Annotated in this window: 22 protein-coding genes and 1 other RNA gene; 12 read left to right on the top strand and 11 right to left on the bottom strand. The window is 58.1% G+C overall.

Annotated features, from left to right (window positions below; genetic code table 11):
- Positions 1 to 115: 115 nt before the first annotated feature.
- Complete coding sequence (gene glnK / locus BVU99_RS12610; protein ID WP_004940327.1) at positions 116 to 454, top strand: P-II family nitrogen regulator; 339 nt, start codon at positions 116 to 118, stop codon at positions 452 to 454.
- A gap of 36 nt (positions 455 to 490) precedes the next feature.
- Complete coding sequence (gene amtB / locus BVU99_RS12605; RefSeq protein WP_144334749.1) at positions 491 to 1,777, top strand: ammonium transporter AmtB; 1,287 nt, start codon at positions 491 to 493, stop codon at positions 1,775 to 1,777.
- A 90-nt stretch (positions 1,778 to 1,867) separates the two neighbouring features.
- On the opposite strand, the gene tesB is transcribed toward amtB, so the two are convergent.
- Positions 1,868 to 2,731 (bottom strand): acyl-CoA thioesterase II, encoded by an 864-nt coding sequence (gene tesB / locus BVU99_RS12600; protein WP_099817495.1) that lies wholly within the window; start codon positions 2,729 to 2,731, stop codon positions 1,868 to 1,870.
- A gap of 231 nt (positions 2,732 to 2,962) precedes the next feature.
- On the opposite strand from tesB, the gene BVU99_RS12595 reads away from it, so the two are divergent.
- Positions 2,963 to 3,454 carry a YbaY family lipoprotein gene (locus BVU99_RS12595; RefSeq protein WP_025301777.1) on the top strand — a complete coding sequence of 164 codons (492 nt, stop codon included), beginning with the start codon at positions 2,963 to 2,965 and terminating at the stop codon, positions 3,452 to 3,454.
- A 64-nt stretch (positions 3,455 to 3,518) separates the two neighbouring features.
- Here BVU99_RS12595 and BVU99_RS12590 read toward each other — a convergent pair whose 3' ends face one another.
- Positions 3,519 to 3,833, bottom strand: coding sequence for an MGMT family protein (locus BVU99_RS12590; protein ID WP_025301778.1), 315 nt, complete (start codon positions 3,831 to 3,833; stop codon positions 3,519 to 3,521).
- 156 nt (positions 3,834 to 3,989) lie between these two features.
- Here BVU99_RS12590 and ffs point away from each other — a divergent pair.
- Positions 3,990 to 4,086, top strand: an RNA gene (gene ffs / locus BVU99_RS12585) — signal recognition particle sRNA small type.
- Positions 4,087 to 4,416: 330 nt separating this feature from the next.
- On the opposite strand, the gene BVU99_RS12580 is transcribed toward ffs, so the two are convergent.
- The 3 genes from BVU99_RS12580 to BVU99_RS12570 form a co-directional block, all read right to left on the bottom strand.
- On the bottom strand, positions 4,417 to 4,620 hold the full coding sequence (locus BVU99_RS12580; protein WP_004940313.1) for an HHA domain-containing protein: 204 nt from the start codon (positions 4,618 to 4,620) through the stop codon (positions 4,417 to 4,419).
- A gap of 50 nt (positions 4,621 to 4,670) precedes the next feature.
- On the bottom strand, positions 4,671 to 5,039 hold the full coding sequence (tomB, locus tag BVU99_RS12575; protein ID WP_004940312.1) for an Hha toxicity modulator TomB: 369 nt from the start codon (positions 5,037 to 5,039) through the stop codon (positions 4,671 to 4,673).
- A 158-nt stretch (positions 5,040 to 5,197) separates the two neighbouring features.
- On the bottom strand, positions 5,198 to 5,551 hold the full coding sequence (locus tag BVU99_RS12570; protein ID WP_099817496.1) for a hypothetical protein: 354 nt from the start codon (positions 5,549 to 5,551) through the stop codon (positions 5,198 to 5,200).
- A 408-nt stretch (positions 5,552 to 5,959) separates the two neighbouring features.
- Between BVU99_RS12570 and BVU99_RS12560 the strand changes: the two genes are divergently transcribed.
- Genes BVU99_RS12560 through BVU99_RS12550 form a run of 3 tightly spaced genes read left to right on the top strand, consistent with a single transcriptional unit; the run spans position 5,960 to position 8,431 of the window.
- Positions 5,960 to 6,673, top strand: a complete 714-nt coding sequence (locus BVU99_RS12560; RefSeq protein WP_043135662.1) for an ABC transporter ATP-binding protein — start codon at positions 5,960 to 5,962, stop codon at positions 6,671 to 6,673.
- A complete protein-coding gene (locus BVU99_RS12555) occupies positions 6,670 to 7,527 on the top strand; it encodes a metal ABC transporter permease (RefSeq protein ID WP_043135664.1) in 858 nt (285 codons plus the stop codon). The genes BVU99_RS12560 and BVU99_RS12555 overlap by 4 nt, the downstream gene beginning before the upstream one ends.
- Positions 7,528 to 7,552: 25 nt before the next feature.
- On the top strand, positions 7,553 to 8,431 hold the full coding sequence (locus BVU99_RS12550; RefSeq protein ID WP_049209312.1) for a metal ABC transporter substrate-binding protein: 879 nt from the start codon (positions 7,553 to 7,555) through the stop codon (positions 8,429 to 8,431).
- Between the two features lie 109 nt (positions 8,432 to 8,540).
- Here BVU99_RS12550 and ykgO read toward each other — a convergent pair whose 3' ends face one another.
- From ykgO to sdeX, 4 genes are all read right to left on the bottom strand, one after another.
- Positions 8,541 to 8,681, bottom strand: coding sequence for a type B 50S ribosomal protein L36 (ykgO, locus tag BVU99_RS12545; protein WP_004940304.1), 141 nt, complete (start codon positions 8,679 to 8,681; stop codon positions 8,541 to 8,543).
- Positions 8,682 to 8,693: 12 nt separating this feature from the next.
- Positions 8,694 to 8,948, bottom strand: coding sequence for a type B 50S ribosomal protein L31 (locus BVU99_RS12540; RefSeq protein WP_004940303.1), 255 nt, complete (start codon positions 8,946 to 8,948; stop codon positions 8,694 to 8,696).
- 186 nt (positions 8,949 to 9,134) lie between these two features.
- Positions 9,135 to 12,281, bottom strand: coding sequence for a multidrug efflux RND transporter permease subunit SdeY (gene sdeY, locus BVU99_RS12535; RefSeq protein ID WP_025301783.1), 3,147 nt, complete (start codon positions 12,279 to 12,281; stop codon positions 9,135 to 9,137).
- A gap of 17 nt (positions 12,282 to 12,298) precedes the next feature.
- Entirely contained in the window at positions 12,299 to 13,486 is a 1,188-nt protein-coding gene (gene sdeX, locus BVU99_RS12530; RefSeq protein ID WP_025301784.1) for a multidrug efflux RND transporter periplasmic adaptor subunit SdeX, read from the bottom strand.
- A 142-nt stretch (positions 13,487 to 13,628) separates the two neighbouring features.
- Between sdeX and acrR the strand changes: the two genes are divergently transcribed.
- The 3 genes from acrR (at position 13,629) to mscK (ending at position 18,152) form a co-directional block, all read left to right on the top strand.
- On the top strand, positions 13,629 to 14,303 hold the full coding sequence (gene acrR, locus BVU99_RS12525; protein ID WP_099817497.1) for a multidrug efflux transporter transcriptional repressor AcrR: 675 nt from the start codon (positions 13,629 to 13,631) through the stop codon (positions 14,301 to 14,303).
- Positions 14,304 to 14,314: 11 nt separating this feature from the next.
- A complete protein-coding gene (locus BVU99_RS12520) occupies positions 14,315 to 14,668 on the top strand; it encodes a DsrE/DsrF/TusD sulfur relay family protein (protein WP_004940282.1) in 354 nt (117 codons plus the stop codon).
- Positions 14,669 to 14,768: 100 nt separating this feature from the next.
- Positions 14,769 to 18,152, top strand: coding sequence for a mechanosensitive channel MscK (mscK, locus tag BVU99_RS12515; RefSeq protein ID WP_099817498.1), 3,384 nt, complete (start codon positions 14,769 to 14,771; stop codon positions 18,150 to 18,152).
- Between the two features lie 41 nt (positions 18,153 to 18,193).
- On the opposite strand, the gene rsmS is transcribed toward mscK, so the two are convergent.
- Positions 18,194 to 18,373, bottom strand: a complete 180-nt coding sequence (rsmS, locus tag BVU99_RS12510; protein ID WP_016928837.1) for a pleiotropic regulatory protein RsmS — start codon at positions 18,371 to 18,373, stop codon at positions 18,194 to 18,196.
- Positions 18,374 to 18,479: 106 nt separating this feature from the next.
- Entirely contained in the window at positions 18,480 to 19,016 is a 537-nt protein-coding gene (locus tag BVU99_RS12505; RefSeq protein WP_025301787.1) for a primosomal replication protein, read from the bottom strand.
- Positions 19,017 to 19,150: 134 nt separating this feature from the next.
- Here BVU99_RS12505 and BVU99_RS12500 point away from each other — a divergent pair, with 134 nt between their 5' ends.
- Positions 19,151 to 19,531 carry a DUF454 family protein gene (locus BVU99_RS12500; protein WP_043135674.1) on the top strand — a complete coding sequence of 127 codons (381 nt, stop codon included), beginning with the start codon at positions 19,151 to 19,153 and terminating at the stop codon, positions 19,529 to 19,531.
- A 153-nt stretch (positions 19,532 to 19,684) separates the two neighbouring features.
- Positions 19,685 to 20,236: an adenine phosphoribosyltransferase gene (gene apt / locus BVU99_RS12495; protein WP_019454166.1), complete on the top strand. Its 552-nt coding sequence runs from the start codon at positions 19,685 to 19,687 to the stop codon at positions 20,234 to 20,236.
- Positions 20,237 to 20,265: the final 29 nt, after the last annotated feature.

Here is a 20,265-nt window from a genome sequence, read left to right as displayed (position 1 = left end):
CGCCCGCGTGTGCGCTAATCCGCTGAATCGTCATGCAAAATTAAATTTGGCACAGCCCTTGCTACATATGACGCGTACCAGGGGTGAGTTTGGGCTTAATTCGTGGAGGGGCAATATGAAGCTGGTGACCGTGGTAATCAAACCGTTCAAGCTGGAGGATGTGCGCGAGGCTCTGTCCTCCGTGGGCATTCAGGGGTTGACCGTAACCGAAGTGAAGGGCTTTGGCCGCCAGAAGGGGCATGCCGAGCTGTATCGCGGCGCCGAATATAACGTCAACTTCCTGCCCAAGGTCAAAATCGATATCGCTATCGCCGACGATCAGTTGGATGAAGTGGTTGATGTGATTAGCAAAGCCGCCTATACCGGCAAAATCGGCGACGGCAAAATTTTCGTTGCCGAATTGCAACGCGTGATCCGCATTCGCACCGGCGAAACCGACGAATCGGCACTGTAACCACGAACTCAGTTAAGCAATGGGGATGGATTGATAATGAAAAGACTGTTATCCATGTTGGGCCTGAGTTCGGTAACCCTGGTTCCTTCTTTGGCCCTGGCCGCCCCGGCGGTCGCCGATAAGGCCGACAACGCCTTTATGATGATCTGCACCGCGTTGGTGCTGTTCATGACGCTGCCGGGCATCGCGCTGTTTTACGGCGGCCTGCTGCGCGGCAAAAACGTGCTGTCGATGCTGACGCAGGTCACCGTCACCTTCGCGCTGGTCTGCGTGCTGTGGGTGCTGTATGGCTACAGCCTGGCGTTCAGCGAAGGCAATGCGGTGTTCGGCGGATTCGAGACGGCGATGCTGAAAGGCATCGGCATCGACAGCGTCACTGGCAGCATCAGCCAGATGATCCACGTCGCTTTCCAAGCCTCCTTCGCCTGCATTACTGTGGCGCTGGTGGTGGGGGGCTTCGCCGAACGCATTCGCTTCTCGGCGGTGCTGATCTTCGCGATCCTGTGGTTCACCCTGTCTTACCTGCCGATCGCGCACATGGTGTGGGGCGGTGGCTATCTGGCCACCGACGGCGCGCTGGACTTCGCCGGCGGCACCGTGGTACACATCAACGCCGCCAGCGCGGGGCTGATCGGCGCCTATCTGCTCGGCAAACGCGCCGGCTTCGGTAAAGAGGCGTTCAAACCGCACAACCTGCCGATGGTGTTTACCGGGGCGTCCATCCTGTATATCGGCTGGTTCGGTTTCAACGCCGGTTCCGCCAGCGCGGCCAACGGCATCGCGGCCCTGGCATTCCTCAACACGGTGGTGGCTACCGCGGGCGCCATTCTCTCCTGGACCTTCGCAGAGTGGGTGCTGCGCGGCAAGCCTTCGCTGCTGGGCGCCTGCTCCGGCATGATCGCCGGGCTGGTTGCGGTGACGCCGGCGGCGGGCACCGTCGGCGTGGGCGGCGCGTTGATCATCGGCCTGGTGGGCGGTGTCGCCGGCCTGTGGGGCGTCGTGACGTTGAAGAAATGGCTGAAAGTGGACGACACCTGCGACGTGTTCGGCGTGCACGGGGTGTGCGGCATCGTCGGCTGTCTGCTGACCGGCGTGTTCACCGCTTCTTCCCTCGGCGGCACCGGCTATGCCGAAGGGGTGACGATGGGGCATCAGGTGTGGATCCAGCTGCTGAGCGTCGTGATTACGCTGGTGTGGTCAAGCATCGCCGCCTTTATCGCCTTCAAGATTGCGGGCGCGATGGTGGGGCTGAGAGTGCCGGAAGAGCAGGAGCGCGAAGGGCTGGATGTCAACAGCCACGGCGAGAGCGCCTACAACCAATAAGACTCGAAGCAGGGCAGTGCGCGAAAGACTAAAATAATGATGAAGCAAAAAGGGGCGATGGAAACATCGCCCCTTACTTTATATTGCGGATTAGGCGTCGCGCTGGCGAATCACCCCTTCCTGCACGGTGGTGGCGACCAGTACACCGTCGCGAGTGTAGATCTGGCCGCGCACAAAGCCCCGTGCGCCGGAGGCGGAGGAGCTCTCCACCGCGTACAGCAACCAGTCATCCATACGGAACGGACGGTGGAACCACATTGAGTGGTCAATGGTGGCCACCTGCATGCCCGGCTCGAGGAAGCCGACGCCGTGTGGCTGCAGCGCCGTCGGCAGGAGGTTAAAGTCCGACGCGTAGCCCAGCAGATATTGGTGGATGCGCTGATCGTCCGGCATGCTGCCGTTGGCACGGAACCACACGTAGCGATGCGGTTCTTCCACGCTGCCTTTCAACGGATTGTGGAATTTCACCGGGCGCATTTCGATCGGCTTCTGGCCGATAAATTTTTCGCGCACTTTTTCCGGCAGCATATGCGCCAGCTTCTGGGCGATCTCTGACTCGGACAGCAGCCCTTCTGGAGGCGGCACGTCCGGCATCAGGTTCTGGTGCTCGAAACCGGTTTCCGGGCTTTGGAAAGAGGCGGTCATATAGAAAATAGGTTTGCCGTGCTGAATAGCGCTGACGCGACGGGCGCTGAAGCTGTTGCCGTCGCGCAGGGTTTCTACGTCGTAAACGATGGGTTTGCTGCTGTCGCCCGGGCGCAGGAAGTAGCTGTGGAACGAGTGCACGCTGCGCTCGTCCGGCACCGTCTGCTTGGCGGCGTAGAGCGCTTGGCCGACAACCTGTCCACCGAACACCTGGCGCAGCCCCAGATCTTCGCTTTGGCCGCGGAACAGTCCTTCTTCGATTTTCTCCAGATCCAGCAGATCAAGGAGGTTTTGCAATGCCTGGCTCATAAAATTGTTACCTTTCTAATAATCATTTTGCGCAGTGTGCGGAATATCACGGCGTGGCGTCAACATTTTGCATTACAGGGCCGATGAGAATGCTCTTAATCGTGGGCACCTTGGGCTGTTTAAGTGATTAATAGGCGGGGTAAAGTGGATTTATCAGTGTTTTGTGCTAGGTTTAATAAGTGCGGTGGTGAAAGCCACCAACATGTTGATAATAAAAAAGGAGACCGATCCATGAAACTCTGGCAAATCGTAGGCGGTGCCGCGGCACTGACGATCACGCTGGCAGGATGCGCGCAAAAGAGTGCTGATGTGCCTACACAGGCGGCCGGTAATCCGGCGGCTGCGCAAACGCAGATTCAAGGCCCGGCGGTGACAGGTTCGGTTAATATACGTCAGCGTATTGCGCTGCCGCCGGACGCCGTACTGACGGTCACCCTCTCTGACGCCTCGCTGGCGGATGCACCGTCCAAAGTGATTGCACAGCGCGCGATACGTACTGAAGGGCAACAGGCGCCATTCAACTTTACGCTACCGTACAATCCGTCAGACATCCAACCGAATGCGCGTATCATTCTGAGCGCGGCGGTGACGGTCAACGGGCGACTGATGTTTATTACCGACACTATCCAGGAAGTGGTTAACCGCAACGGTACCCGCGCCGATCTGCTGCTGGTTCCGGTTCAGGGTGTGCCGATTCAGGCTGCGCCAACCGCCATGCAGTAAATTTCCTGCGGTACAGCAAGATGAAATCAACAGCCTTTGCGCTTCGGCCAAAGGCTGTTTTGTTTTACCAGCGCCAGCCGTAGCGCTCGAAATCGACCGTGCTGTGCGGGCCGAAAATAATCCCTTCCGCCAGCAGTGCCTGCCGTTGCCGTTGAAAATCCTCCCCCTGCTGCGAGATCTGTCCGTGCCGGTTGATCACCCGGTGCCAGGGCAGCGCGCTGCCTTCCGGCAAACGCCGCAGCACGCCGCCAACCTGGCGCGCGGCGCGCGGTGAACCGGCCAGCCGGGCGACTTCGCCGTAGGTGGTGACTTTGCCGTAAGGAATGGCGGCCACGATGTGGAATACCCGCTGGCTGAAAGAGGCATCTTCTGGTTGCATATTGCTGTTCCTGCGCGAGTCAAAACCCAGGCGAAGAGTGTGCCACAGTGCAGGTGGGTAAGAAAACAGCGGTTAGCCCCGGTTGGCTTGCTATTTGGCGGGGCATCGCCGATAATGCCCACCGCTTCAGAGTACAGAAGCCGTCAATGGGGGCCCTGTTGGTTCTCCCGCAACACTAACTTGTGAACTCGGTCAGGTCCGGAAGGAAGCAGCCGCAGCAGGTGACGTGTGTGCCGGGATGTAGCTGGCAGGGTCCCCACCCATTTGGCCTTCGCCAATCCGCACTTTTGCCGTCTCTCTTCTACTCATCGATTATCCCTTTCTGTCATCAGGCAGAGCGACAAGGCATTTCTTTTCTTCCCGCCCTCAATTCTTTTGGATAATGAATTAGCGGTTCTGGATGCAAGCATAATGAGGGGGCGATGGCGTAACCTGTCTCGATTTAAAAAGAAAATGGTTTCCAGGCAATATTATTATTGAAAGGGGGAGTGCAAATGAAGTTTTACTGTCAATAGGAAAAGTACGTATTCAGCTTGAACATTGAAGCCGATAAAAGCATCGGCTCAACGCGTTGGGGGTCTGATTATCTGACATATTTCCAAACGGAGGTGGGGATTTTGTCATACAGTTTGTTCATGGTGAGCTCTGCCAGACGGTGATCGGCCGCTGAGTAAAACAGCTCCAGTTCATCATCGGAAAGCTCGTACTTATTTTTCTCAATAACACGTTCGAGAGTATCAATCGTGGTGCATTTACGTAAACGCATCAGATAGTCGGTTTTAGTCATGGTGGCCTTTAGTTTAATAACCGTAAAAATAGCTCGGGAATAATTATCCCTTAAGTTTTCATTGTCGTACAGATGTCCTCTCCTGAGAACATTCTGAATAATCTCGCCTTGGTTTTTTGCCAGCGGCGCAGGTCGGAATCATTGATACCGTAACTGCTGAACAGCGTATAGGTATCATCGAGATATTCTTCGACTAACTCCGACAGGTCAGATTCGTCCATGTATTTAATTTTATAGCTCATCACAAACGAAGCGATATGTTCGATCAACTCATTAAGCTGCAGGTTGACGGAGGACGTCGGATCGTTGACCCACCCATGATGACTGTCTCCCAGGGTAGCGATACCTTCATCATACAAATTTTCGCACAAGAATTTGAGCTGAGCAATGTCGTGTCGCTTAGGCGAATACTCATCCATATCATCCCCTCCGTAAGTCTTAATTGCGGTGTGATAACACTATGTGAGTAAGCTGATTTACATCATGGACGGAGGCAGCTTAACGGTCTTTAAATAAACTTCCCGTAAAGTGAATATAAATCATTTTTTCGCGTTTGGCCTGTAGTTATTACGTAAACTTACAATTCATCCGCTGTTGATGGACGTGAGTTATCAATGATGTCGAAGATTAAACCCCGTTCTGTCACACGGAACCGGACGCTATCGCTGAGAGTGTCTTCGCTGTTGATATCCAGGCAGGCATTAAAAATGCCCCACTTATAACGATAACTCATTGAATAATCGCTACCACCCTGTTGCACTATATCAAGTATTTCTAATGAATCTTCGGCATAGCGTGCGCTTTCAGAATAAAAACTGAGTCCGCTGGTCAGCGCCGGCACTAACTCCGCTATATTGCCATTAATCACTTTCTTTAATTTGTTAACAGAAAGTGCGTTGACATCCAGGTTACAGGCAAGGGTAACAAGCATTAATCTCGGCCAACAGCAATGTTATCTGCTTATCTTACTCCTTTTCCTCCCTCGTCGGTAAATTTTTCGATTTACCGCTGTTCTTTACCTTACGCCAACATTTCAACCGAATGGGAATATCCCTGGATTTGATAAGGAGGCTTGGGGGGAAAGTGCCGCTGCGCGAGAGATTGTTACGTTCCGTTGCATTATTGTCGCGCCATAGCTTGAGATGCGACAGTGTATGTGATGTTATATTATAACTACAAACCCATCATTTTTGGCTACGACATTGACTCCCACTTCGCAACATGACGCCACGCCGTCACTGAATTCGTTGTTCACCACCTCTGCTGCCGCGCGTTGCGCAGGTGCCGTTATGCTGCTGGCCCTGCTGTGGCTCGGCATCTTCTGGGCGGTGTCGCTGCCATGATTACCTTGCGTCAGCTGGCGATAGGCTATGGCGCCACGCCGCTTTTCCCGCCGCTGAGCGGGCAGTTTACCGCCGGATCGCTCACCGCGGTGGTGGGCGTCAACGGGGCAGGTAAGTCGACGCTGCTGAAAACCTTCGCCGGATTGTTGCCGCCGCTGGGCGGCAGCCTGAGTTTTATCGGCGGAAAGCCGCCGCGCAGAGCTTATCTACCGCAACAGGCGGAGCTGGATCGGCAATTCCCGATTGCGGTAAGCGATCTGGTGGCGATGGGCTGTTGGCCGCAAAGTGGCATGTTCGGCGGCATGAACAAGCGTGCGGCGAGCCAGGTCAATGAGGCGTTGGCGAGCGTTGGCATGAGCGCGCTGGCGCACACTCCGGTGGGTGAACTGTCTGGCGGCCAGCTGCAGAGGGTGTTGTTTGCGCGCCTGCTGGTCCAACAGGCGCCGCTGATTTTGCTGGATGAACCTTTCACCGGTATCGACAGCGCCACCACGCAAATTTTGCTGCAGGTGATTGCGCAACTGCACCGGCAGGGGAAAACGGTGATCGCCGTGCTGCACGATATGTCGATGGTCGCCGAGCATTTTTCACAGGTACTGTTGCTGACGCCGCAGGCTTGCCACTGGGGCGCGGCCAAGCGGGTGCTGGAACAGGTGCCGAGGTATCACGCCGCCGAACGGCAGCCGGATCTGCGGGCGGTGGCGCCATGATGTTGTTGCATGGGCTTATCGATCCTTTCCTCTCTTTCGGTTTTATGCGCCGCGCGCTCATGGCGTGCCTGGCGTTGTCGCTCAGCGCCGCCCCGCTGGGCGTGTTTCTGCTGCTGCGCCGCATGAGCCTGGTCGGGGACGCATTGTCCCACGCGGTGTTGCCGGGCGCGGCGATCGGTTATCTGATCTCCGGCATGTCGCTGGTGGCGATGGGGGTGGGCGGTTTTATCGCCGGGTTGGCGGTGGCGATGCTGTCCGGCCTGGTGAGCCGCCGCACGCCGTTAAAAGAAGATGCCAGCTTCGCCGGGTTCTATCTGGGGTCACTGGCGCTGGGGGTCACGCTGGTCTCGCTGCGCGGTTCCAGCGTGGATCTGCTGCACGTGCTGTTCGGTTCGATTTTGGCGGTGGATGCGCAGGCCATGCTGATGGTCGGTGCGATCGCCTCGGTTTCGCTGCTGGCATTGGCGGCGCTGTACCGCGCGTTAGTGATCGAATCCTTCGACGTCACTTTTCTGCGCGTCAACGCCCCGCGCCGGTTGGCGCTGATCCACGGCCTATTTCTGGCGCTGGTTGTGGTCAATCTGGTGGCAGGATTCCAGATCCTCGGCACCCTGATGTCGGTGGGGCTGATGATGCTGCCCGCCGCCAGCGCGCGCTTCTGGGCGCGCAATCTGCCGCAGACGCTGGCGACGGCGATGGGCATCGGCGCGCTGTCCAGCGTGATTGGGCTGGTGTGGTCCTATTACGCGTCGTTGCCTGCCGGCCCGGCGATCGTGCTCAGCGCCAGCGTCATATTTTTCGTCTCGATCCTGTTTGGAACGCGCGGAGGTATTTGCGCCTTCGCGCGCCGTTGAGAAGTGCCATTTGCAAGGAGAAAGTATGAAACGTTTACCTATATCGCTGGCGGTTGCTGCTCTGCTGGCCAGCCCATGGGCGATGGCGAAGACCGTCGACGCCGTCGCCAGCTTTTCCATTCTGGGTGATATCGTCAAAGAGGTGGGCGGCGATCACGTCAAGGTCAGCACGCTGGTGGGGCCGGATGGCGATCCGCACAGCTTCGAGCCTTCGCCGCAGGACGGCAAGAAGCTGGCTCAGGCTGATGTGGTGTTCGTCAGCGGTCTGGGGCTGGAAGGGTGGATCGATCGCTTGGTCAGCGCTTCGGGTTATAAAGGGCAGGTGATCACCGCTTCACAGGGGATCAGTACCCGCCAGATGGAAGAGGACGGCAAACCGATTACCGATCCTCACGCCTGGAACAGCATGAAAAACGGCGTACAGTACGCCACTAACGTGATGAACGCCCTGATTGCCGCCGATCCCGAGGATGCCAACTATTTTCGCCAGCGCGGAGCCGGATACATTCAGCAGCTGCAAAAGCTGGACCAGTGGGCCAAAACCCAGTTCGCCGCAGTGCCACCACAGAAACGTAAGGTGCTGACCAGCCATGATGCGTTTGGCTACTTTGGGCAAGAGTATGGCGTCACCTTCCTTGCCCCGGTCGGGTTTTCCACCGAGGCCGAAGCCAGCGCCAGCGACGTGGCCAATCTGATCAAGCAAATCAAACAGGAAAAGGTCAACGCTTACTTTATCGAAAATCAGACCGATCCGCGGTTGGTGAAACAGATCGCCGCCGCCACCGGCGCCAAGGCGGGCGGCGAGCTGTACCCTGAAGCGCTCTCCCGCGCGGGCGGCCCGGCGGCCACCTATGAGCAGGCGTTCAAGCACAATGTCGACGCGCTGCTGAGCAGCATGAAGTAATCTCCGCCCCCGCCTGCCGGCGGGGGACGGCTTGCAGGTACTTTCTCGCCGTAAAAAAAAAAGCCCCGTTGAGCAGCAACTGGGCTTTGCGACAGATGACACTTTGGAGTTAACGCTTTTTCTTACGTCCCTGTACCGCTTTGAATCGCGGATTGCTTTTACAGATCACATAGATGCGGCCACGACGACGCACGACTTTGCAATCCGGGTGGCGGTTTTTCGCCGAACGCAATGAACTCAATACCTGCATGGGATTTCCTTGTTACTTATTGCCGATAAAGCGGCCAAAGCGCTGCTGGAAGCGCGCCGTGCTGCCTTCTTTGGAATAGTCTTTCTGCTTGCCGGTGTAATACGGATGCGAAGCAGAAGAGACGTCAAGGGTGACATACGGCCAGCTTTCGCCGTCCAGTTCGATGGTGCGATCGGTTTTGATGGTCGATCCCACTTTGAAGTAGGCATTGGCGCTGACGTCGTGGAACACCACGGTGCGGTAATCGGGGTGGATGCCGGGTTTCATAATGGCTCTCTCGTGTAATGTTATACTATAACAGTAATTATGCGCCGACCTGGCATCGCGATCAAGCGCAAATTGCACACAAAAGTGAATTAATGAGAACGGTTTGCATTAAGCAACTGAAGCAAAAGAAAAAGGCCGCATGCGCGGCCTTTTCGGTTATCGGGTAGAGATCCCTTCACTGAGCGATCAGTGGTGTTCTACCGGATGGCTGTGTTCCAGGTCTTCGTTCTTCTTGCTGAAGCGGCGGCGAACCACCACGAAGAACACCGGCACGAAGAAGATCGCCAAGACGGTGGCGGTGATCATCCCGCCCATTACGCCGGTACCTACCGCGTTCTGTGCGCCGGAGCCTGCGCCGCTGCTGATAACCAGCGGCAGAACCCCGAGGATGAAGGCCAGAGATGTCATGAGGATTGGACGCAAACGCATACGCACCGCTTCCAACGTCGCTTCGATCAGACCTTTGCCTTCTTTCTCCATCAGATCCTTGGCGAACTCAACGATCAGGATGGCGTTCTTCGCCGATAGACCGATGGTGGTCAGCAGCCCTACCTGGAAGTACACGTCGTTGTTCATGCCGCGCATCGTCGCGGCCAGCAACGCACCGATAACCCCCAGCGGCAATACCAGCATGACCGAGAACGGCACGGACCAGCTTTCATACAGCGCTGCCAGACACAGGAACACCACCAGAATCGAGATGGCGTACAGCGCCGGCGCCTGGTTGCCCGACAGACGTTCCTGATAGGACATACCGGTCCAGTCGTAACCGATGCCACTTGGCAGTTTGGATGCCAGCTGTTCCATCAGGTTCATCGCTTCACCGGTACTCTTGCCCGGTGCGGCCTGGCCCAGAATTTCCATCGACGGCAGGCCGTTATAGCGTTCCAGACGCGGTGAGCCGTATTCCCACTTCGCCGAAGAGAAGGCGGAGAATGGCACCATCTGGCCGCTGGTACCGCGCACGTACCACTTGTTGATGTCTTCCGGCAGCATACGGAACGGCGCGTCGGCCTGTACATACACTTTCTTCACACGACCTCGGTCGATGAAGTCGTTGACGTACGAACCACCCAGGGCGGTGCTCAGCGTGCTGTTGATGGTAGTGATGCTGACGCCCAGCGCCTTGGCTTTCTCCTGATCGACGATCAGTTTGAACTGCGGCGTATCTTCCAGGCCGTTCGGGCGCACACCCACCAGCACGTCCGGATGCTGAGCAACCATGCCCAACAGCTGGTTACGCGCTTCGGTCAGTTTTTCGTGCCCCAGGCCACCCTGGTCAATCAACTCGAAGTCGAAGCCGGTTGCGGTACCGAGTTCGATGATCGCCGGCAGGTTGAACGGGAACACCAGGCCTTCTTTAATCTGCGAGAAGGCACCCATGGCACGGCCCGCGATCGCCTCGACCTTGTTCCCGGCCCCTGGACGCTCACCCCAGTCTTTCAGGCTGACGAATGCCAGGCCGTTGTTCTGGCCGTTACCGTTGAAGCCGAAGCCCGCGACGGTAAACACCGAAACCACGTTGTCCTTTTCCTTGTTCAGGAAGTAGTCGGAGACTTCTTCCAGCACTTTGTTGGTACGGGACTCGGTGGCACCGGCAGGCAACTGCACCATGGTCAACAGAATGCCCTGATCTTCGTCCGGCAGGAACGAGGAAGGCAGGCGCAGGAACAGCAGGCCCATGCCAACCACGATCAACAGGTAGATGATCAGATAGCGGCCGGTGCTGCGCAGGATGTTGCCCACGCTGTCGGTATAGTGATGCGTGCTCTTCTCGAACATGCGGTTAAACCAGCCGAAGAAGCCTGTTTTAACCCCGTGATCGCCTTTCGGGATCGGTTTGAGTAGGGTGGCGCACAGCGCCGGCGTCAGGATCAAGGCCACCAGCACCGACAGCGCCATCGCGGACACGATGGTGATCGAGAACTGGCGATAGATGGCGCCGGTTGAACCGCCGAAGAACGCCATCGGCACGAATACCGCCGACAGCACCATGGCGATACCCACCAGCGCGCCCTGGATCTGGCCCATCGATTTACGGGTAGCTTCTTTCGGCGGCAGCCCCTCTTCGGACATGACGCGCTCGACGTTTTCCACCACCACGATGGCGTCATCCACCAGCAGGCCGATCGCCAACACCATGCCGAACATCGTCAGGGTGTTTATCGAGAAGCCGAACGCGGCGAGGATCGCAAAGGTCCCCAGCAGTACTACCGGCACCGCGATGGTTGGGATCAGCGTCGCGCGGAAGTTCTGCAGGAACAGATACATCACCAGGAAGACCAGGATGATGGCTTCGATCAGCGTTTTCACCACTTCGTTGATGGAGATTTTAACGAACGGGGTGGTGTCGTACGGATAAACCACTTTCATCCCTTGCGGGAAGAATGGCGCCATCTTGGCCAGCTCGTCTTTCACACCTTTGGCGGTGTTCAAGGCGTTGGCGCCGGTCGCCAGTTTGATACCCAGGCCGGCGGCAGGCTTGCCGTTGTAGCGAGCGGTAACGGCATAGCTTTCCGCGCCGCGCTCGATATGAGCGACGTCGCGCAGGCGTACCTGAGAACCGTCGGTATTCACTTTCAGCAGGATCTTGCCGAACTCTTCCGGCGAAGTCAGACGGGTCTGCGCGATGATCGAGGCGTTCAACTGCTGCCCCGGCACCGGCGGCAGGCCGCCCAGCTGGCCTGCGGCGATCTGGTTGTTCTGCTCGGTGATGGCGGAGGTCACGTCCGTGGTCGTCAGTTGGAAGTTGTTCAGCTTGTTCGGATCCAGCCAGATACGCATCGCGTACTGGGCACCGAACAGCTGCACTTCACCCACGCCGGACGAACGGCTGATCGGGTCCTTGATGTTGGACGCCACGTAGTCCGCAATATCGTCCTGAGTCATGTTCGGATCGTCGGAAACGAAGCCGGCCACCATCAGGAAGCTGCTGCTGGATTTTTCTACTTTCAGGCCCTGTTGCTGAACTTCTTGCGGCAGCAACGGGGTGGCCAACGACAGTTTGTTCTGAACCTGAACCTGCGCGATGTCAGGATCGGTGCCGGAATCAAACGTCAGGGTAATGGTGACGCTACCAGAGGAATCACTGGTGGAGGACATGTACATCAGGTTATCGATACCGTTCATGTTCTGTTCGATAATCTGCGTGACGGTATCCTGCACCGTTTTGGCATCTGCGCCCGGGTAGTTGGCGGAAATACTCACCGCCGGCGGTGCAATAGTGGGATACTGCGCGATTGGCAGTTTCATTATTGCAAGCACCCCCGCCAACATGACGATGATGGCGATTACCCAGGCGAAAATCGGGCGATCTATAAAGAACTTAGCCATGTATTACAGGCTCCTTTTTATGACTTCTGCGCTTCAGACTGCGGCTGTTTTTGCGCCTGAGTGTCAACTTCCTGCACTTTTACCTGCGCGCCCGGATGCACTTTCATCAGGCCGGAGACGATCACGCGATCGCCGGATTTCAGGCCATCGGTAACCAGCCATTTGTCGCCGATCGCCTGGTCGGCCTTCAGCGTGCGCAGTTCAACTTTGTCGTCTGCCCCTACCACCAACGCCGTCGCGTCGCCGCGCGGGTTGCGGGTAACGCCTTGCTGAGGCACCAGCAGCGCATCGCTGCGCACGCCTTCGTCCAGACGGGCGCGTACGAACATGCCCGGCAACAGCGTATCGTTCGGGTTAGGGAACAGGGCGCGAATGGTGATGGAGCCAGTGGTTTCATCGACGGTGACGTCAGAGAACTCCAGCGTGCCTTCCTGCGCGTATTCGGTGCCGTTTTCCAGCATCAGTTTCACTTTTGCCTTGCCGTTTTCCTGCTTCAGCGCGCCGCTGGCCAGCTCTTGCTTCAGGCGCAGGAAATCAGTGCTTGACTGGGTGACGTCGACATACATCGGATCCAGCTGCTGCACGGTAGACAGTGCGGTTGCCTGGCCGTTGCTGACCAGTGCGCCTTCGGTCACGGCGGACTTGCCGATGCGGCCGGAGATCGGAGAGGTCACCTTGGTGTACGCCAGGTTGATGCGCGCGGTTTCCACGGCGGCCTTGGCGGCCACGACGGCGGCGTCCGCCTGCTGCAGCGTGGAGACGGCGTTGTCGTAGTCCTGTTTACTGATGTAGCTCGTGCCCAGCAATGGCTTGTAGCGGTTTACCGTCACGCGTGCGATGGAAGCGCTGGCCTGTGCTTTGGCCAAATCGCCTTTCGCGCTGTCGTAGCTGGCTTGATAGGTTGCGGGATCGATTTGGTACAGAGACGTCCCGGCCTTGATATCGCTGCCTTCAACGAAGTTGCGCTTCAGGATGATGCCGCTGACCTGAGGGCGAACTTCGGCGATACGATACGCAGCGGTGCGGCCAGGAAGATCGGTAGTAATGTTGAGAGGCTCAGCCTTCAAGGTGACTACGCCCACTTCAGGCGCCTGTTGTTGGGCGCCTTGCTGTTGGGTTTCTTTATCGTTACATCCTGTTAGCACTAAGCTGCCTGAAAGCATCAGAACGGCCGCCAGAGGCGTTAACCCTCTGTTTTTGTTCATAGAAAAACCTCAAGTGTCCGATTTCAAAATGATCAATGGATCACAAGCTTTAAAACCCATTGCTGCGTTAATTATATGTGCGTGCTATGGTACATACATTCGCGAATGTATGTAAATCACACTCCCCCTAAATAACAATGCCATGGCACGAAAAACCAAACAGCAGGCGCAAGAAACCCGACAGCAAATCCTTGATGCTGCGGTGAGAGAGTTCTCTGAACGTGGCGTTGCTGCAACGTCACTGACAGATATTGCCACCGCTGCCGGGGTTACGCGTGGAGCCATCTACTGGCACTTCAAGAATAAGGTAGACCTGTTTAATGAAGTTTGGGAATCTACCGAGCCGAAAATTGACCAGCTCGAAACAGAGTATCAGGCAAAGTTTCCCGATAATCCACTGCGGGTTATCCGAGAAATTCTGATTTACATTCTGACGTCTACGGTTGAAGACGGCCGTAGGCGGGCGTTGATGGAAATTATATTCCACAAATGCGAGTTTGTCGGTGAAATGATGCCGCTGCTGGATTCGCGCAAGGTGCTGTACCTCGCCGGCTATGAACGCATCGAAGCGGTGCTGTATAACTGCATTCACCACGGGCAATTGCCCGCCGATTTACATACCCGCCGTGCGGCGATCATCCTGCGCGGTTATATCACCGGCCTGATGGAAAACTGGCTGTTTATGCCGGAAAGTTTCGAGCTGCGGGCCGAAGCCGAAGCGCTGGTGGACGCGTTTTTGGAGATGCTGCAGTTTTGCCCCACCTTGCGCCTCAAACCCGACGCGGTGACGCCTGACGCCGACCGCCTTCCTTTATAAGGAGAGATTTCATGTCATCAGTTGTTCTTATTGCCAATGGCGCCGCCTATGGCCATGAATCCTTGTTCAATGCGCTGCGGTTGGCCATCGCCATGAAAGAGCAGCAGAGCAGCCTCGACCTGCGGCTGTTTCTGATGTCCGACGCGGTGGTGGCCGGGCTGGCCGGACAGCAGCCGCACGAAGGGTACCATCTGCAGCAGATGCTGGAGATCCTCACCGCGCAGCAGGTGCCGGTCAAGCTGTGCAAGACCTGCGCCGACGCGCGCGGCGTCAGCCGCTTGCCGCTGGCGGACGGCGTGGCGATCGGCACCTTGGTCGAGCTGGCGCAGTGGACGCTGGCGGCGGAGAAAGTGCTGACTTTCTGATTTCGCGACAACGAGACATCACCGGCAACGTTTTTGTTGTTCGTTGCCCGCCGGCGGTCGTGATAATCTTCAGGCTTCTTTACCGATCCGAAGCCAAATCATGCATCGCTGGTTGACTCTGCCTTCTCTGGCGCCGCTCTCGTTTGTCGGCGCATGCCGGCGGCGCATCGCCGCCGTGACACTCTTTTTCCTGATTTTTGCGTGTTGCTTGCCGGCACAGGCGGCGCTGAACGGCGATCTGCCGCAGCGCAGCGAAGTGCAAAGCCAGCTGGAAACGCTGAACAAACAAAAAGCCCTGACGCCGGTCGAAAAGCTCTCCCAGCAGGATTTGACCCGCACGCTGGAACTGCTGGATGCCATCGAGCGCAACCGGCAAGACGTCGCACAGCTTAAACAGCAGGTGCAGCAGGCGCCGGCGAAGCTCAATCAGGTCACCGCCGAACTGGATGCGCTGAAGCAGCCGACGGACAACGCGGCCGCGCGCGCCGCGCTGTTGCCGCTGTCGCTGCGCCAGCTGGAAAGCCGGCTGTATCAAACGCTCGACGAGCTGCAAAGCGCGCAGGAGAGCCTCTCGACCTACAACAGCCAACTGGTGTCGCTGCAAACCCAGCCTGAACGGGTGCAGAGCACCATGTACGCCGCTTCGCAGCGCCTGCAGGAGATCCGCAGCCAGCTCAGCGGCCAGACGCCGGGGCAAGATTCGCTGCGCAATAGCCAGCAGGTCATGCTGGCCACCGAACAGGCGCTGCTCAACGCGCAGTTGGAGCTGCAGCGCAAGAGCCTGGAAGCCAACACTACGCTACAAGATCTGCTGCAAAAACAGCGTGATTACACCACGGCACATATCGATGCGCTGGATCGGTCGGTGCAGCTGCTGCAGGAGCTCGTCAACAGCAAGCGCCTGACGCTGTCTGAAAAAACCGCCAAAGAGGCGCAGAACCCGGAAGACGCCACCGATATCCAGCACGATCAGCTGGTCAGCAAGCAGCTGGACGTCAACCGACAGTTGAGCCAACAGCTGATTGCCGCCACCGAAGAGAGCAACACCCTGTTCCAGCAGAATATTCGGGTCAAAAACTGGCTCGATCGCGGTCTGCAGGCGGAACGTAACCTGAAAGAGCAGATCCAGGTGCTGAAGGGCAGCCTGGTGCTGTCGCGCATTCTGTATCAGCAGCAGCAGAGCCTGCCGCAGGGCACGCTGCTGGCTGATATAGACACGCGCATCGCCGATCTGCGGCTGGAGCAGTTCGATATTAATCAGCAACGCGACGATCTGTTCAAGGGTGAGGATTACATCAACCAGCTGGTGGCCGAAAGCAAGGAAAAGGCCGGCCCGGAAGTGATCGACGCACTGAACGAGATCGTCGACATGCGCCGCGAACTGCTGGATCAGCTGAACAAGCAGCTCAGCAACCAGCTGTCGCTGTCGATCAACCTGCAGATCAACCAACAGCAGCTCACCAGCGTTTACGGCTCGCTGCAGGATACGCTGACCCAGCAGATTTTCTGGGTCAACAGCAACAAGCCGGTCGATCTGGCGTGGCTGAAGGCAATGCCGGAGGCGGTGCGCGATCAGCTCGCCGGGCTCGATCTCAAATTCGACGGTGGCAAGCTATTGCAGGGCGGCTTGAATGCGCTGGTGTTCCTGATCCCGTTGCTGTTGGCGATCGGGGTATTGCGCTGGCGCTACCGGTTGATCGACAGTCATTTGCAAAAGCTGGCCAACGACGTGGGGCAACTGAAGCGCGACGGCCAGCTGCACACGCCGAAGGCCATCGCGCTGACCTTGCTGAAGGTGTTGCCTGGCGCCGCGCTGCTGCTCGGCGTCGGTTTCTGGATGTATCGCGCGGATTTGGGTATCAGCGACTTTATTTGGGCGTTGTCGCAGCAGCTGGCGTTGTCGTGGCTGGTGTTCGGCTTCAGCTATCGCATGCTGAAACCGGGCGGCATCGCCGAGCGGCATTTCAACTTCGGCGCTAACCTGTGCGCGCATTACCGCCGCCAGACGCTGCGGCTGGGGCTGGCGCTGCAGCCGCTGATCTTCTGGTCGGTATTGGGCGAGAAAGCGCCGCTGCGTCTGGTGGAAGACGTCATCGGCCAGATCGTGGTGATGTTGACGCTGGCGCTGCTTGCGGTGCTGGTGTTCCCGCTGTGCCGCGACAGCTGGCGTGAAAAGGGCTCGCATGCCGTGCGGCTGGTGATGGTCACTGCGCTTGCCGCCACACCGCTGATCCTGCTGGGGCTGATGTTCGCCGGTTACTTCTATACCACGCTGCGGCTGGCCAGCCGCTGGATAGACAGCCTGTATCTGTTCTTCCTGTGGAATATCGTGTATCTGACTGCCCTGCGCGGCCTGAGCGTGGCGGCGCGGCGTTTGGCCTACCGGCGCGCGCTGGCGCGGCGGCAAAACGTGGTGAAAGAGGGGGCCGAAGGCGGCGAAGCGGTGGTGGAAGAGCCGCCGCTGGCGCTCGATCAGATCAACCAGCAGTCGCTGCGCCTGACCACCCTGGTGCTGTTCGCCATCTTCGCCAGCGCCTTCTACGCCATTTGGTCGGATCTGGTGACGGTCATCGCTTACCTGGACAGCATCACGCTGTGGCATTACACCAGCACCGTGGCGGGCAGCAGCGTGTCGCAGGCGGTGACGCTGGGTAACATGATGGTGGCGATCGCCGCGGTGATCGTCGCTTATGTGCTCACCCGCAACTTGCCCGGCCTGCTGGAGGTGGTGGTGCTGTCGCGGCTGCAGCTGCGGCAGGGGGCGTCTTATGCCATCACCACCGTGCTCACTTACCTGATCACCGCCGTGGGCGCCGTGGTTGCGCTGGGATCGCTGGGCGTATCCTGGGACAAACTGCAATGGCTGGCCGCCGGTCTGACGGTCGGGCTGGGCTTTGGCCTGCAGGAGATCTTCGCCAACTTCGTCTCCGGCCTGATCATTCTGTTCGAACGCCCGATCCGCATCGGCGATACCATCACCATCGGCACCTTCTCCGGTTCGGTCAGCAAGATCCGCATTCGTGCCACCACCATTACCGACTTCGATCGCAAAGAGGTGATCATTCCGAACAAGGCGTTCGTCACCGAGCGGCTGATCAACTGGTCACTGTCCGACACCATCACCCGCGTGCTGATCAAGGTGGGCGTGGCCTACGGTTCCGATCTCGACAAGGTGAAAAAGGTGCTGCTGCAGGCGGCGCACGACAACCCGCGGGTGATGACCGATCCCGAACCGCAGGTGTTCTTCCTCAACTTCGGCGCCAGCACGCTGGATCACGAACTGCGGCTCTATGTGCGGGAACTGCGCGATCGCAGCTACACGGTGGACGAACTGAACCGCTCAATCGACCGCTTGTGCCGGGAAAACGACATCGACATTGCCTTCAATCAGCTGGAGGTGTATCTGCATAACCAGCAGGGCAATGAAGTGCAGGAAGTGAAAAGAACGCTCTCGCCGGATGAAGGCGGCCAGACGGCGGGCTGATGTGCGTTGAAAGATGGAAGGGACAGCGGTGCTGTCCCTGGTTACTGTCCGGCAGGCAGATAGGGAGAGGTGACGCCGGCGCGCTGCAGCTTTTCCTGATAATCCCGTTTGACGATATCCAGTGCTGCCAACGCGGTAGCCGGATCGATCTCGTTGCATTCCAGCAGGTAAATCAAGTCTACCGCCAGCTGCAGTTCGGGTGAGGCATTTTCCAGAGACATAGCACCTGCGCTTATTAATTAATGGGATGAAAAACTCGTGTCTCGCCAGAGTATAGTGAACCCGGCGCGCAACCGGGAATAATCATTAAAATATTGTGATAAATCTTCAAAAACCGTTTTCTTTGCGCTCGATATTGCGCTCGATGCGCGCCAGCGCCTGACGGCAGCGCATCAGTCTCCCCTCCAGCGCCGCCAGCTCGTGCTGCAGCTTTTGTTGCGCCGCCAGCGTGGTCTGGCGCCCCAGCAGGCTTTCCCGATCCTGAATCATGGCGATCAGCCGGCGTTCGTAATCCTGGTGCTCGGCCAGCTTGTGGTACAGATCGGCCTCGGGGGCTTCCTTCGGCTGATTCTTGCGCCGTAGCGCCTGGGTTGCCAGCTCGCGCTGCAGGGCAGAGATTTGGGCAACCAGTTTTTCGGCCAGAAAGGCCACCTGGCTGGCGCGGCTGTCGTTAGCGGCGTTTTGCAGCTGGGCGAAGTTTTTCTCCACCTCGGCCAGGTAGTCGCGCAGCCGCGTGCCGCGGTTGGCGAACAGGGCGGCGTCGAAGCGCGCCTGCGGGATCGGGGCGTCGCCGCGCGGAGTGACTTCGGCCGCCAGCGCCGCGATCTGCTGCGCCAACACCTGTAATAGACGCTGAGTGCTCACATAAGCTCCCTCTTGATTTCAACAGGCGTAAGCTTGCCCGCGATGCCGCCCTGAAACAAGCGCCGCATGCATATTCCGCCGGCGCGGCGCCGATGCTACAGTAAGCCGCAACCGATTGAGGAGCGAAGAGCCGCATGAAGCGAGGGTTATTGATCATTTTGGGCTGGCTGGCGGTGGTGCTGGCGACGTTGGGCGTGGTGCTGCCGCTGTTGCCGACCACGCCGTTCCTGCTGTTGGCTGCCTGGTGCTTCGCCCGCTCTTCGCCGCGCTTTCATCACTGGCTGCTGTACCGTTCCTGGTTTGGCCCTTATCTGCGCCACTGGCAGCAGCATCGCGCGCTGCCGCCGGGAGCGAAGTGGAAGGCGGTGCTAGTGATCGTGCTGACCTTCGCCTGTTCGCTGTGGCTGGTGAAAATCTGGTGGGTGCGCGGTCTGTTGCTGCTGATGTTGGCTATTTTGCTGACCTTTATGCTGCGCCTGCCGGTTATTGACCTGTCGCAACAAAAACAGCGCTGATTGTGCGCCGCTGGTTGCATTTGTCCGCCAGTTTGCATAGATTTGGGCGTTTTCGTGCGCGGATCGCCTGCCATTCCTTCTCCGGTGTGTTTCACCCAGAGGCGGCGGGTGAGCGGCGCGCCGGTTTTCAGGCAGCTTTATCAGGCAACAATTATGACCGCTACTGCGCAGCAGCTTCAGTTTATTAAAGACAGTATCAAAACCATCCCGGATTATCCGAAGCCGGGCATCCTGTTCCGCGACGTGACCAGCCTGCTGGAAAACCCGTTGGCCTACGCCGCCAGCATCGAGCTGCTGGTTGAGCGCTATCGCGAAGCGGGCGTGACCAAGGTGGTGGGTACCGAAGCGCGTGGTTTCCTGTTCGGTGCGCCCGTCGCGCTGGCGCTGGGCGTCGGTTTCGTGCCGGTGCGCAAACCGGGCAAACTGCCGCGTGCCACGCTCAGCGAAAGCTATGAGCTGGAGTACGGTACCGACAAGCTGGAGATCCACACCGACGCCATCACCGCGGGTGACAAAGTGCTGGTGGTGGACGATCTGCTGGCGACCGGCGGCACCATCGAAGCAACCACCAAACTGATCCGCCGTCTGGGCGGTGAAGTGAAAGACGCCGCGTTCATCATCAACCTGCCGGATCTGGGCGGGGAAGCGCGTCTGAACAAGCTGGGTATCGACTGCTACTGCCTGGTGGACTTCGCCGGCCATTGATGCGGCATCGCCCCTTGGGCACAACGGCC

The organism is Serratia sp. OLAL2, assembly GCF_002752475.1.
Lineage (GTDB): Bacteria > Pseudomonadota > Gammaproteobacteria > Enterobacterales > Enterobacteriaceae > Serratia > Serratia bockelmannii.
Note: the sequence above shows the minus strand (reverse complement) of the source record. Positions and strands in the feature narration are given on the sequence as shown.

Coding starts and splice junctions, on each gene's coding strand:
- glnK (WP_004940327.1), top strand. CDS start 116: ATGAAGCTGGTGACCGTGGTAATCAAACCGTTCAAGCTGGAGGATGTG.
- amtB (WP_144334749.1), top strand. CDS start 491: ATGAAAAGACTGTTATCCATGTTGGGCCTGAGTTCGGTAACCCTGGTT.
- tesB (WP_099817495.1), bottom strand. CDS start 2,731: ATGAGCCAGGCATTGCAAAACCTCCTTGATCTGCTGGATCTGGAGAAA.
- BVU99_RS12595 (WP_025301777.1), top strand. CDS start 2,963: ATGAAACTCTGGCAAATCGTAGGCGGTGCCGCGGCACTGACGATCACG.
- BVU99_RS12590 (WP_025301778.1), bottom strand. CDS start 3,833: ATGCAACCAGAAGATGCCTCTTTCAGCCAGCGGGTATTCCACATCGTG.
- BVU99_RS12580 (WP_004940313.1), bottom strand. CDS start 4,620: ATGACTAAAACCGACTATCTGATGCGTTTACGTAAATGCACCACGATT.
- tomB (WP_004940312.1), bottom strand. CDS start 5,039: ATGGATGAGTATTCGCCTAAGCGACACGACATTGCTCAGCTCAAATTC.
- BVU99_RS12570 (WP_099817496.1), bottom strand. CDS start 5,551: ATGCTTGTTACCCTTGCCTGTAACCTGGATGTCAACGCACTTTCTGTT.
- BVU99_RS12560 (WP_043135662.1), top strand. CDS start 5,960: ATGATTACCTTGCGTCAGCTGGCGATAGGCTATGGCGCCACGCCGCTT.
- BVU99_RS12555 (WP_043135664.1), top strand. CDS start 6,670: ATGATGTTGTTGCATGGGCTTATCGATCCTTTCCTCTCTTTCGGTTTT.
- BVU99_RS12550 (WP_049209312.1), top strand. CDS start 7,553: ATGAAACGTTTACCTATATCGCTGGCGGTTGCTGCTCTGCTGGCCAGC.
- ykgO (WP_004940304.1), bottom strand. CDS start 8,681: ATGCAGGTATTGAGTTCATTGCGTTCGGCGAAAAACCGCCACCCGGAT.
- BVU99_RS12540 (WP_004940303.1), bottom strand. CDS start 8,948: ATGAAACCCGGCATCCACCCCGATTACCGCACCGTGGTGTTCCACGAC.
- sdeY (WP_025301783.1), bottom strand. CDS start 12,281: ATGGCTAAGTTCTTTATAGATCGCCCGATTTTCGCCTGGGTAATCGCC.
- sdeX (WP_025301784.1), bottom strand. CDS start 13,486: ATGAACAAAAACAGAGGGTTAACGCCTCTGGCGGCCGTTCTGATGCTT.
- acrR (WP_099817497.1), top strand. CDS start 13,629: ATGGCACGAAAAACCAAACAGCAGGCGCAAGAAACCCGACAGCAAATC.
- BVU99_RS12520 (WP_004940282.1), top strand. CDS start 14,315: ATGTCATCAGTTGTTCTTATTGCCAATGGCGCCGCCTATGGCCATGAA.
- mscK (WP_099817498.1), top strand. CDS start 14,769: ATGCATCGCTGGTTGACTCTGCCTTCTCTGGCGCCGCTCTCGTTTGTC.
- rsmS (WP_016928837.1), bottom strand. CDS start 18,373: ATGTCTCTGGAAAATGCCTCACCCGAACTGCAGCTGGCGGTAGACTTG.
- BVU99_RS12500 (WP_043135674.1), top strand. CDS start 19,151: ATGAAGCGAGGGTTATTGATCATTTTGGGCTGGCTGGCGGTGGTGCTG.
- apt (WP_019454166.1), top strand. CDS start 19,685: ATGACCGCTACTGCGCAGCAGCTTCAGTTTATTAAAGACAGTATCAAA.